The following is a 12606-nucleotide window of genomic DNA, read 5'->3' as shown; positions in this document are numbered from 1 at the left end:
TTAATAATCTTACAGCCGGAAGATTAATAATCTTACAAACAACGCACCTGCCTGCGTTTGCCTACGCAACTATCTGCATCGGGCAAAACAAAAGGCACAAAGAGGAATAGAACCTCTTTGCGCCTTCATGACACTGCAGGTATTATTTCTTAACGGTTCAACTGCTTGATGTATTCATTGGGAGTGATACCTGCCACCTTCTTGAAATAACGGAAGAAAGAGGTACGCGAACTGAAGCCGCATACTTCTGCCAACGCCTCCAGCGTGTACTTGGCATATTGCTCATCCACAATCAGCCGCTTGAACTCTTCCACACGGTATTCGTTGATGTAATCGTAATAGTTCTTCTTCAGGTATTGATTGAAGAAGTAAGAAAGCGTATGCGAGGTGTATCCTGTCATCTTTGCCAGATCGGCAATCTTCAGGTCGGAATTCTTATAAGGCTTTTCTTCCTGCATCAGCCGCTCCAGTATTTTCTGGAGCTGGCGGCATTCTTCAGGGTCTACCTTGTGCACCTTGTATTTCTCTTTTGCCGGCTCGTCCTCCGAATGTTCCATCGGCGGAATGTATGTTTCCAGCGCACCGTCTAGAATAGTCTGCAATACCAGTTTGTCCGGACCGGGCTGCGTAACGGGATTATCCTGGCTTTCCTGCCTGTCGGATACATGCAGGCGTCCCGACCGTTTCTTCCGCACAAGAAACCAGGCAAGGCTTCCGATAAACAACAGTCCTGCCCCTGCCACAAACCAGCTCCAAAATACGGAATGCACCTTAACAGGCAATACGATTTCTGATTCGGGAAACCCGATGCTACGTATCCTGAGCAGATAATCTCCCGCAGACAAATTGTAAAAAGAAACAGACGACTTACCGATTAAAGGTTTCCACACGTCGTCCTCTCCGCCTTCCAGCCTGTATTCGTAAAACATATCAGACGGATAGGTATAAGTAAGTGCCGAAAAGAAAACGGTCAGATTGTTTTTCACCTTGTCCAGGTAAATGCCGTCCGCCTGTCCTCTGCTCCACACTTCGGGAACCGCCTCTTCCCCATCAACCTGCACTCCCGAAACAGCCAGCTTATAAGGCGGAACTTTTCTCGACTTCAGCTTGTTCATGTCCAGATAAACCAATCCTTTGGAGTTGCCGAACCAAAGTCCGCCGCTTTCGTCCTTCACCGGCATACAGTTGATAAAGATAGGGCTCAAGATACCGTCGGAGAGGCTATAAGGCATCACCCGGTCTTTCTTGTCGTAGCGATAGATGCCGTTGTTGGTAGTGAGCCACAGCCATCCTTCATTGTCCTCCACCACCGACATCAGCGTTTTGCCCCGAAGCAGTTCGTTGTCGAAACGCGAGAAATGGCTCATGGAAAGGTCGGACACAAACAAGGTACCCTTTTCGGGCAATAAATAAAGATTGTGCCTGGAATCTTCGTAGACCACCCTTACTTTCTCTTCGTTGATGAATCCTTCGGGAAAGACATCCGTACGGATGCTTTCCGACGAAGCATCCCAAATGCAAAGCCCTTTCTCGGTACAAATCCATCCTTTGCGGGTAGAGTCGAAAAAGACCTCGTAGATATTCCCTTCGGGCAACTTGGAATTGGAACCGGTATAATGAGCCACCTGCTTCCCTGCCCGATAGCGGTAAAGCCCCGATGAAGTGCCAATCCACAAATCGCCGTCCGCATCCGGACGGATGCAGAATATATGGCCTGTCAGGAATGGCTCGCCCTCCGCCGCATCGAAATCAACCAGTTCAAGGGTCAGCGGGTCGAACACATACATGCCGCCTCCATACGTACCGATGTAGTATTTCCCCTCGAAATAGCAACTGGAAATAATCATATTGGCACGCAAGTTATGAAAACTCTTGAACAACCGCCTGTCTTCATCGATAAAATACAGCCCGTCGCGCGAGCCTACCAGCTTTTCCCCCTGGTGGAAAGCGATGGTACGCACCGGCATGTCACGCGTATCCAAATAGGGCGGATACCGATAAGCCGCAAACAGCCCGTTATTGTGCAACGTATAGTCCAGCCCCAGCTGATAAAAACCTATCCAAAGCAACCCGTCGCGGTCTACCAAAAGCGAGTACACCGAATTGGAACGGATACTGGCATCGTTTCCGGTCTCGTGCCGGAACGACTTCACGACCTTTCGCTGAGTCACCGACACGAAATGGACTCCATTTCCGTCCGTCCCTACATACAGCAGGTCCTTACCATCGGTAGAAAGAGAAGAGATGACCGAGCAGCCCACATCCACTAGCTTGCCGAAAGCCTTTTCCTGCGTATCGAACGTAACGATTCCTTCGTTCATCGTTCCCAGATACAATACCCCGCCGATACGGGTCAGCGAGTAAAACGGGTTCCGGTATGCATACGTCTCCAGCTTGCCCGAAGCGGTATGCAAAGCCACTACCCCTTTCAAGGTAGCCAGCCACAAACGGCCGTCTTCGCCGATGTTCAACCCTTTGATTTCGTTCCATTGCGAAAACACGTTCTTGTCTATCAGGATGTGACGCATCTTGCCGCCCTCGTAAACGAACAGTCCTTTGCGCGTGCCTGCATACAGCGTTTGCTTCCCGTCCGACAAGAGGCAATATACCGGAGCATCTATCAATACCGGCTCTACAGCCTCCAGGTCATCAGTCGCTTTGTCCAGATGCAGCAACCCCACATCCGACCCTACCCATATCTCACCCTCTGCCATCTCGGCAACAGCATATACCCGTTTCAGGTTTTCGGCCTTTCAGGTTTCGGCTTTCCCCTTTATCAGATAATGCTTCAGACGAATGCCGTCGAAACGTTCCAACGACACATTGGTACCAAACCACATATAGCCCGACCGGTCCTTATAGCAAGTGTTGATGACCAAATCGGGCAACCCGTCGGACACCGACAGGCTGCGGAAACTATATGAAAAGGGCATGCCTGCCGCCCGTGCCGCCACGAGCAACAAGATGCCCACCATGATTATTATAAACTTCAGCTGTTCTCTCATTCTTATTTACCAATCTACCTTTTTTTGAGACGAACAAAAATAACAATATCTTTTCTACTTTGAAAACAATACAGAAGTTTTTGTTTGCACCGACGGCAAACTAAGCTCTTTTCCACCCATCGTAATTGTACACGGACGGGAAGCGGTGTACATCCAGCCTCCAGCCTCCTTCACCAGCAAAACATCCGCCGCTTCTGCCGCTTCGATGCGGATATCCCCTGCCTCCAGCAAGGTTCCGCCGCCCAAGAAAGCCATTTCTCCCTGCCCGCCTTTCTGCCGGTAGAGCGCATATACCGCCTGTGCCGAAATCCCTTCCGTGGTGCAACGCACTTCTGCCTTATCGGAAGAGAGAATCCAATCGACCGTACCGTCGGTCTGTATCACTTGAATGCCCGTATGGCTTCCTTCTCCGGTGGCGCTGACTTCCGGAAAGCGTACCTCCCTGATGCGCGAAGGCGCATTCTTTGCCGTATGCGGTTCGAATACCGATACGAAAGGACGCTTCCACGCCTCTCCGCGCTGGCGTGCCACAAAGGTCAGCGTAGGCTGGTCGGCTATCACATAAGACATCTGCTTGATGCGGCTCAACCCTTCGGTCATCGGACTTAAAGCCGAGAAGATTTTCCGCTCCTGCTCGCCCTTCATCCACATCGACATCGTAATATCATCGCCATCGGGCATCCGGACGGTAAAGTCAGCCCGGACATCTTTACTGGTTTCGATGCATCGCTGATTATATATATAGGAGTAAGCATAGAGATGCGCCCCGGCAAAAGCCAGTTCTTGCGTGGGCTGCATCGCGAGCGTATCGCCGCCGGAAGCACGCAGGTCCAGCGTCTGTCCTAAGTTATGGTAGAAATAGTCGTGCATCTTGTCGCCGCCCTCTATCTTCCGGCTGCGGAACACATCGACATAATACCCCGTAGAATCGCCCGTATTGACAATGCTCACCAAACGGGTCTGGTCGGCATACGATTCGGGCTCGCGGAAATACACGTTGGTGTAGCTTACCGGCTGGTAGCCCACCTTGGCGCCCGATGCCGGATAGAGGTTGCGCACACGGAAGGCATGGTTGCTCTTCATGACGGGATACGACGAAATGCCGTCTACGCACACCGTGTTATGAGCCGGGAACTGGCTGTAATACTCCAGGTAATCCAAACCTTGATACAACGTCTTCCCGATGCCTGCATCCGGTCCCAGCACATAGCCTTTTCCGTACAGTTCGAGGCTGATGCCGTTGGCGTGCGCATGGTTTCCCTCGCTTCCGTTGAGCGATGCCATCAGGCTGTTGCGTGCGTCCATGCCGTTGCGCTGTACCAGCCAGCTCACATTGGACGCATAAAACGTCGGCGTCACATAGTCGTCTATCTTGCCGGCTTTCACCTCCTTGTCCAACACCAGCGGCTTATCGGCGAAAAACGAAGTGACCGCCACCGGCATACGGGCAGACTTTCCTGCCTCGCCGGCTTTCGTGTCGAACAGGCGGAACATCGCCGTGAATTTCCGTTCTTCGGCTTTCTTGCCGTACTGCTGCGCGTTCTGAATCAGGTAACGGAACACATCGGTGCGCAACGCGCCCGGATGTGTATCGCCCCAGCCGCACAGCATCCGGTTGGGGAACAGGTATTGAGGCAAGGCTTCTACCGCCTTCGGGATAACCGGAATCTGCATGGTCAGGTCGGTTTGCAGGTTACGGTCGAACAGGTTGGCAAACGAAACATAGTCGCCCACCACGTTCATGCTGTAGCCCGGACACTCCGCCCAAATGCCCGTAGCGGAATCAAATCCGTAATCCGCCAACTGCTTCAGCAACCACTGGCGGAGCGAAGATTGGTTGATTACATAATCGATGTAATAGCCCCTGCCCTTCCGGTCGGGATAAGCGGCATCGTCTTCCAGTATCAATGCCACGTTCATGATATAACGTGCCTGAATCAGGTTCCAGTTGTTATGAGGCACACCGTTGGCGATGATGTTTTCTATCCATTTCTTGAACGCCCCGGCATACACCGGCATCTTTTCGGGACGGGTCTGCTTCAGGTAATCATAAAGAAAATCATACAACGGCACCAGCTCGTTCAGGATGTCTTCGTGAATCACCTCGAACGAGGTCATGCCCACCAGGGTCTGCTGGTGCCCGTTATTCAAGTCGACCGGCACGTTGCGGTAATAAATGCCCGTCATGTACGTATCGAACACCGATGCCGCCATCCGTCCATACGGCTCCTCGCCGGTCAGCCACCACAGGAAAGCAGCATCACGGGCGATGCCCATTATCTCGCGGTTGATGCTCTCTATCATGCGCCCCGTCTTGCCGATGTACACCCACTCCTTGGGATTCCCTTCCAGCGTAGCGTTCGCCAGATATATGCCCTTCGGGTCTTCGGCGTAAGGCTCCAGCTCTTCCAGCTTGGGGCGGCGGTAGTTGGTGGCATGGCTGCGTGCGCCGGTAAACATCACCGTAGGCGCAGGCGCGCGATTGCCACCGGCATGGTCGTACACCTCTCCTTTTATATATACGTCGGTGGCGTGGGTGTTCCAGTACATTTGCAAACGCGATGTCAGCCATCCTTCTTCACGTCCGGCATAGGTGTCAGTACGCCGTTTCAATCCGTCGAACACCTCCCGTGCCCACGTTTCTTCCTCAATCAACCGTAACGTCTCCTTCTTGCCTCCGGCATCGGTCAAGAAACGCGGGTGCCCTTGCGGCAAACCACTTACCTGACCTGCAAACTGCAAACTGGCACTTATACAGAAGAAAACGATTATCCAAATTTTTGTTTTCATAAATAGATGAGTTTATTAAGTTTTCCCTAAAATACGAACAAGAAATGAGAAATACTCAATGCTTTTCTAAAAAAATCTCCAGTAAAACGTTTCGGCAACACTCCGGAGGGCTTCGAAAACCTGCGGAAACGCTTCGGCTGCATTTCGAAAGGATACGGTGCATCAAAGAAACGTTTCGCCGGATATACGAGCCGCAAATTTGGCAAACCGCTGCACGATTCACATCAAACAAGACACTTTGTCTGCAAAATCTTGCTTTTCCAAAACATTCTTCTTACATTTGCGGACAAATAAAAACAATTCATTAAACAAAAAGTCTTATGGTTTACGACATCGACATGCTAAGAACGTTTTACGCCTCGTATGCAAAACGGGTAAAAGCGGCTCAACAGGCAAGCGGCAAGCCTCTCACGCTTGCCGAAAAGATTTTATATACCCACTTGTATCATCCGGAGATACAACCTCGCTTCCGGCGAGGCGAAGATTATGCGACATTCCGCCCCGACCGCGTTGCCATGCAAGACGCCACGGCGCAAATGGCACTGCTGCAATTCATGAATGCAGGCAAAGAAACAACAGCCGTTCCTGCAACGGTACACTGCGACCACCTGATACAAGCCTACAAAGGCGTACAAACCGACCTTCCTGCCGCCTGCCAGGTGAACCGTGAAGTGTATGACTTCCTGCAAAGCGTGTCTGCCAAATATGGCATCGGATTCTGGAAACCGGGTGCCGGCATCATCCACCAGGTCGTATTGGAAAACTACGCTTTTCCCGGCGGCATGATGGTAGGCACCGATTCGCATACGCCTAATGCAGGCGGACTGGGCATGATAGCCATCGGAGTAGGCGGAGCTGATGCCGTAGACGTAATGACCGGCATGGAATGGGAACTGAAAATGCCCCGCCTCATCGGCGTGCACCTGAAAGGAAGCCTGAACGGATGGGCTGCCCCCAAAGACGTGATACTGAAACTTGCCGGCATCCTTACCGTAAAAGGAGCGACCAATGCCATCATTGAATATTTCGGCGAAGGGACCGCATCGATTTCGGCAACGGGGAAAGCCACTATCTGCAACATGGGCGCCGAAGTGGGTGCCACTACATCCATCTTCCCTTACGATGAACAGATGGCAACTTACCTGTGCGCTACGGGAAGGGAAGAAATAGCCCGGCTGGCATCGGCATGCGTCGATTGCCTGCAAGCCGACCCCGAAGTGCTGGCACAACCGGAAAAGTATTACGACCGCATCATCGAAATCGACCTGTCGGCATTGGAACCTTATATCAACGGGCCGTTTACACCTGATGCCGCCTGCCCCATTTCGGATTTTGCAGAAAAAGTAAAAGCAAACGGTTACCCACGCCGCATGGAAGTAGGATTAATCGGTTCGTGCACCAATTCGTCTTACCAAGACCTGAGCCGGGCAGCCTCTCTGGCACGTCAGGTAAAGGAGAAAGCCCTCAAGATGGCTTCTCCCCTGATAATCAATCCCGGATCGGAACAAATCTATTGCACCGCCCGGCGCGACGGCATGATAAGCGCCTTCGAAGCCGTAGGCGGAACCATTATGACCAATGCCTGCGGTCCGTGCATCGGACAATGGAAACGGGTGACCGATGACCCGAACAGAGCCAACTCGATTGTCACATCGTTCAACCGGAACTTTGCCAAACGTGCCGATGGGAACCCGAATACGCACGCCTTCGTAGCTTCACCGGAGCTGGCTATGGCACTTACCATCGCCGGAGACTTGTGCTTCAACCCTCTGACCGATACCCTTACCAATGAAAAGGGCGAACAGGTGAAACTGGATGCACCTGCCGGCGAAACCCTGCCCCGAAACGGATTCACCGTAGACGACAACGGATACATTGCCCCGCCTGCCGACGGCAAATCCATCGAAGTTTCCATACATCCCGATTCGGAACGCCTGCAAAAGCTGGAACCATTCGCACCGTGGGACGGAAATGACCTCATCGACATGCCGCTCTTGATCAAGACAAAAGGGAAATGCACCACCGACCACATATCCATGGCGGGCCCGTGGCTACGGTTCCGCGGACATTTGGAAAATATCTCCAACAACCTGCTGATGGGAGCCGTAAACGCTTTCAACGGGAAAACGAACTGGGTATTGAACACCCTGACCGGAGAATATGAAGCCGTATCCGCCGTTGCCAAAAACTATAAGGCAAAAGGGATTCCCTCCATCGTAGTAGCCGAAGAAAACTACGGAGAAGGCTCCAGCCGCGAACATGCCGCCATGGAACCGCGTTTCCTCAACGTAAGAGTCGTTCTTGCCAAGAGTTTCGCCCGCATCCATGAAACGAACCTGAAAAAGCAAGGCATGCTGGCTCTGACATTCATCCATAAAGACGATTACGATAAAGTGCAGGAAAACGACCGCATCTCTGTCTTCGGATTAAGAGAGTTCGCACCCGGAAAACCCCTGCAAATCAAGTTGAGGCATGCCGACGGAAGCGAAGATACATTCGAAGCCGCACATACATATAATGAAATGCAGATAAAGTGGTTTAAAGCCGGAGCGGCATTGAATTTATAAACAATATCAGGGACCAGGGACTAGATAGCAGTTGACTAGGTTTTAAATACATTCTAAAAATCCGGTCTACCAGTACCTAAATTTAATTTGAATATCCGCAAACATCCCATGTAGGGGCGTATCGCATACGCCCGAATGCATCAACTAACCCATGCGGATGCCTTCAGGGCGTATGCAATACGCCCCTACATGGCAATTGGGTAGAATGCGGATATTAAAAAATTTAAAACAATAATCCATTATGAGCAAAGTACAAATGAAAGACGGTCGGCTGATTGTACCCGACTGTGTAACCATACCTTATATAGAAGGTGACGGAGTAGGCGCCGAAATCACTCCGGTATGCCAGAATATTGTGAACGAAGCGGTCAGAGCCGCATACGGAGGCAAACGTTCCATCGAATGGATGGAAGTGCTTGCAGGAGGAAAAGCATTTGCCCAAACAGGCGAATGGCTCCCCCAAGCCACCCTTGATGTTTTCCGCGAATACCTGATAGGCATCAAAGGGCCGCTGACCACTCCCGTAGGCGGAGGCATCCGTTCGCTGAACGTAGCCCTGCGCCAGACCCTCGACCTTTATGTATGCCTGCGCCCGGTACGCTGGTTCAAGGGAGTCGTTTCCCCATTGAAAGAACCGCAAAAAGTAAACATGCACATTTTCCGCGAAAACACGGAAGACATCTATGCAGGCATCGAATGGGAACAGGGAACTCCCGAAGCCCAGAAGTTCTACACCTTCCTTCACGACGAGATGGGAGTAAGCAAAGTACGTTTCCCCGAGACCTCGTCCTTCGGCGTAAAACCGGTCTCCGCCGAAGGGAGCAAACGGCTGGTACGTTCCGCCATCCGGTATGCCTTGCAGCATCATCAGACCTCCGTCACACTGGTGCATAAAGGCAACATCATGAAATTTACCGAAGGCGGGTTCAAACGCTGGGGATATGAAGTGGCAGAGCAAGAGTTTCCCGACCAGACCTTCTCCATGAACCAATACAACCAGATAAAGAAAGACCTGGGAGAAGAATCGGCAAATGCCGCCCTTGCCGATGCCGCCAACACCGGAAAGGTCATCATCAAAGACTGCATAGCCGACGCGTTCCTGCAAAACACCCTGCTGAAGCCTGAAGAATATGCGGTAATAGCCACCTTGAACCTGAACGGCGACTATATATCCGACCAGCTTGCCGCCATGGTAGGAGGCATCGGAATCGCTCCCGGAGCCAACATCAACTACGCAACGGGGCATGCCATCTTCGAAGCCACCCACGGCACGGCTCCCGACATCGCCGGAAAAAACATCGTCAACCCTTGTTCGATGCTGCTCTCTTCGGTCATGATGCTGGAACATTTAGGCTGGGAAGAAGCCGCAACCCTCATCACGCAAGCCTTGGAGAAACTATTCGAAGCGGGAGAAGCGACCAACGATCTCGCCCGCTTCATGCCCAACGGAAAACCCTTGGGCACCATGGAATTCGGACAACGGGTGATTGATGCGCTAAGCAGTAACTGACTCTGATTCGTTTAAATAACCTGTCAGTTCTGAAACGCAGATTATTTACCTATCGGTTTAATCTGCGTTTCTAATAAACATCATTTAAATTTTGTACTACTCATGAAAAAAGAATACATCGTATACAAGCTTTCGGAATGCGCCAAGCAGGCTTGCCGCATCGACAATGAACTATTTACGAAATACAACGTGAAACGCGGGCTGCGCAACGAAGACGGGACCGGCGTGCTGGTAGGACTGACCAAGATAGGCAACGTAGTGGGATATGAACGTACGGAAGAAGGGCTGAAACCGATTCCCGGAAAACTCTTCTACCGGGGATACGACCTTGCCGACATCGTACATGCCCTGCTAAAGGAAAAACGCTTCGGATTCGAAGAAGTGGCATACCTGCTCCTTTCGGGAGAACTGCCCGACAACGAACAACTGGATGCCTTCAAGGAACTTATCAACGACAACATGCCGCTCGACAAGAAGACAACCATGAATATCATCGACCTGGAAGGACAGAACATCATGAACATCCTCGCGCGCAGCGTGCTGGAAATGTACACGTTCGACCCCAACCCCGATGACATCTCGCGCGACAACCTGATGCGCCAGTCCATCGAACTCATCTCGAAGTTCCCTACCATCATCGCATACGCCTACAACATTTACCGGCACAGCATACACGGCCGTTCGCTCCACATCCGGCACCCGCATGAAAACCTGTCGATAGCCGAAAACTTCCTTTACATGATGAAAAAGGAATATACCCCATTGGAAGCGCGGATGCTCGACCTGCTGCTGGTGCTTCAGGCAGAACACGGAGGAGGAAACAACTCCACCTTCACCGTACGTGTCACCAGCTCTACCCGCACCGACACCTATTCGAGCATTGCAGCCGGCATCGGCTCGCTGAAAGGTCCGCTACACGGCGGAGCCAATATCCAGATGGTAAAGATGTTCCACCACCTGAAAGAGGTCATCTCCGACTGGACCAACATCGACGAAATAGACACCTACCTGATACGGATGCTGCACAAAGAGGCATACGACGGGAGCGGACTGATTTACGGAATCGGCCATGCCGTATATACCATTTCCGACCCGCGTGCCGTGCTTCTGAAAGAACTTGCCAGCGAACTGGTAGCCGAAAAAGGGTGCGAAAAAGAATTTGCCTTCCTGGAATTGCTGGAACAACGCGCCATTGAATGTTTCAAGAAAGTAAAGGGCACAAAGAAACAAGTATGCTCGAACGTGGACTTCTATTCCGGCTTTATCTACGAAATGATTGGGCTGCCGATAGAAATCTACACACCGCTCTTTGCCATGGCGCGCATCGTAGGCTGGACCGCTCACCGCATCGAAGAACTGAACTTCGAAGGAAGACGCATCATCCGGCCGGCATACAAGAACGTATTGGAAGAAGTAACGTACACGCCGATAGGAGAAAGGTAAATCGCTATTCAGTTGACAAGTTGGCAAGGCTTTGTAATATGTAAACCTTGCCAACTTGTTTCCTTGTCAACTAATTCCGTGCATACCTCGCCTCTACCCCCACCCGGCGGCAATCGGCTCCCATGGGCGGGTTCTGCTTATACAGGCCGATAGTGACTTCCATGACATTAGGGAAATCGTCCAGCAGGCGGCGGGCTATCCGATAAACGACATGCTCCAGCAGACGGGAAGGAATTTCCATTTCCGCCTTTACCCGCTCGAACACCTCCGCATAACTGACGGTTCCCTCCAAGGCATCGGCCTCCGCCGCTTGCGAGAAATCGGTACGCAAACACAGGTCGACGGTAAACTCCGCACCTACACGCGTTTCTTGAGGAAACACACCATGACGGGCATAAAATTTCAACCCGTCCAGACGGATATACATCGCTTCCGCTTTCATACGCCTAAATCAGAGAATGTACCACACAAAATGTCCCCGAAGCCTTGCTCACCAGCTTGCCGTCGCAATAGATTTCACACTCGGCAAACTGCAAGTTCAACCCCGATTTCACAACGGTGCCTATCCCTACCAGCTCGTCGCCCCATGCCGCACGCAAGAACGAAGTCTTCAGCTCTGCCGTCAGTACATCCCGGTCGGTAGGCGTCATCGTATAAGCCGCAAATCCGGCTACCGTATCGGCAAATGCCGCCAACACCCCTCCGTGCACCACTCCGCTATACTGGCGCTGTTCGGGCTTCAACGGCATGCGCCCTACCACACGGCCTTCTTCTATCTCTTGAAAATCAATCTCCAAATGATTGACATACGGGTTCTTCTTCACCCGGTCCAACAAATGATGTTTTACTGTTTCTTCCATACCTCTTTTTTAAAGCACCACAGATTACACAGATTAAAATAAGAAGCTGTTTTGAATTTCTCCAAAAAGTTTTTCTTGGCTTGATGTATCCGTTTTCGTGTGTGCTTTGGGCGATTTTTTGGTCCTTTTCGCTCCTGTTCTTCGTCAGATAGCCCGCTATCTTCCTCATCACAGAAGCGGAAATGCCTCAAAAACTCATCCCAAATCATCGCACGATAAATTCAAAACAGCTTCTAAATCAAGAATATAATTTTTATGCGAATCAGGAGTTAAACGTAGTTATGTTTCACGGGAGTTATCACTTCGTTCAGGAGTTATACTTCACGCGGTATTTATTTTGTGCATTTTGTATATGCCACGTAGTAGAGACGATGTGCACATCGTCTCTACAGAAGCGGCGCAAAAAGGTATTGGCATCTAACTCCCAGCCC

The 12606-nt window shown here is 51.3% G+C and carries 9 protein-coding genes; 3 read left to right on the top strand and 6 right to left on the bottom strand.

The window, feature by feature from the left end; all coding sequences use genetic code 11:
* Window positions 1-149 precede the first annotated feature (149 nt).
* Genes B5F25_RS01150 through B5F25_RS01145 form a run of 3 tightly spaced genes read right to left on the bottom strand, consistent with a single transcriptional unit; the run spans window position 150 to window position 5795 of the window.
* Window positions 150-2714, bottom strand: a complete 2565-nt coding sequence (locus B5F25_RS01150; RefSeq protein WP_241148327.1) for a two-component regulator propeller domain-containing protein — start codon at window positions 2712-2714, stop codon at window positions 150-152.
* Window positions 2715-2753: 39 nt separating this feature from the next.
* The gene (locus tag B5F25_RS22305; protein ID WP_191765004.1) at window positions 2754-3005 is read right to left on the bottom strand and encodes a two-component regulator propeller domain-containing protein; all 252 of its coding nucleotides are present in this window, start codon (window positions 3003-3005) and stop codon (window positions 2754-2756) included.
* A gap of 54 nt (window positions 3006-3059) precedes the next feature.
* A complete protein-coding gene (locus B5F25_RS01145) occupies window positions 3060-5795 on the bottom strand; it encodes a heparinase II/III family protein (RefSeq protein ID WP_087247107.1) in 2736 nt (911 codons plus the stop codon).
* A 320-nt stretch (window positions 5796-6115) separates the two neighbouring features.
* Here B5F25_RS01145 and B5F25_RS01140 point away from each other — a divergent pair, with 320 nt between their 5' ends.
* From B5F25_RS01140 to B5F25_RS01130, 3 genes are all read left to right on the top strand, one after another.
* A complete protein-coding gene (locus B5F25_RS01140; protein ID WP_087247105.1) occupies window positions 6116-8362 on the top strand; it encodes an aconitate hydratase in 2247 nt (748 codons plus the stop codon).
* Window positions 8363-8603: 241 nt separating this feature from the next.
* Complete coding sequence (gene icd, locus B5F25_RS01135; protein WP_087247103.1) at window positions 8604-9872, top strand: NADP-dependent isocitrate dehydrogenase; 1269 nt, start codon at window positions 8604-8606, stop codon at window positions 9870-9872.
* A 102-nt stretch (window positions 9873-9974) separates the two neighbouring features.
* The gene (locus tag B5F25_RS01130) at window positions 9975-11315 is read left to right on the top strand and encodes a citrate/2-methylcitrate synthase (RefSeq protein ID WP_013616182.1); all 1341 of its coding nucleotides are present in this window, start codon (window positions 9975-9977) and stop codon (window positions 11313-11315) included.
* 70 nt (window positions 11316-11385) lie between these two features.
* On the opposite strand, the gene folB is transcribed toward B5F25_RS01130, so the two are convergent.
* The 3 genes from folB to B5F25_RS01115 are packed head-to-tail and all read right to left on the bottom strand — an operon-like array spanning window position 11386 to window position 12384.
* A complete protein-coding gene (gene folB / locus B5F25_RS01125; protein ID WP_087208410.1) occupies window positions 11386-11757 on the bottom strand; it encodes a dihydroneopterin aldolase in 372 nt (123 codons plus the stop codon).
* Window positions 11758-11761: 4 nt separating this feature from the next.
* A complete protein-coding gene (locus B5F25_RS01120; protein WP_013616180.1) occupies window positions 11762-12175 on the bottom strand; it encodes a PaaI family thioesterase in 414 nt (137 codons plus the stop codon).
* Complete coding sequence (locus tag B5F25_RS01115) at window positions 12160-12384, bottom strand: hypothetical protein (protein ID WP_087247101.1); 225 nt, start codon at window positions 12382-12384, stop codon at window positions 12160-12162. The genes B5F25_RS01120 and B5F25_RS01115 overlap by 16 nt, the downstream gene beginning before the upstream one ends.
* Window positions 12385-12606 lie beyond the last annotated feature (222 nt).

Origin of the sequence: Bacteroides sp. An19 (genome assembly GCF_002160215.1) — a bacterium.
Taxonomy (GTDB): domain Bacteria; phylum Bacteroidota; class Bacteroidia; order Bacteroidales; family Bacteroidaceae; genus Phocaeicola; species Phocaeicola intestinalis.
The sequence above is the reverse complement of the archived record's forward strand: the minus strand, read 5'-3'. Positions and strand labels throughout refer to the sequence as shown.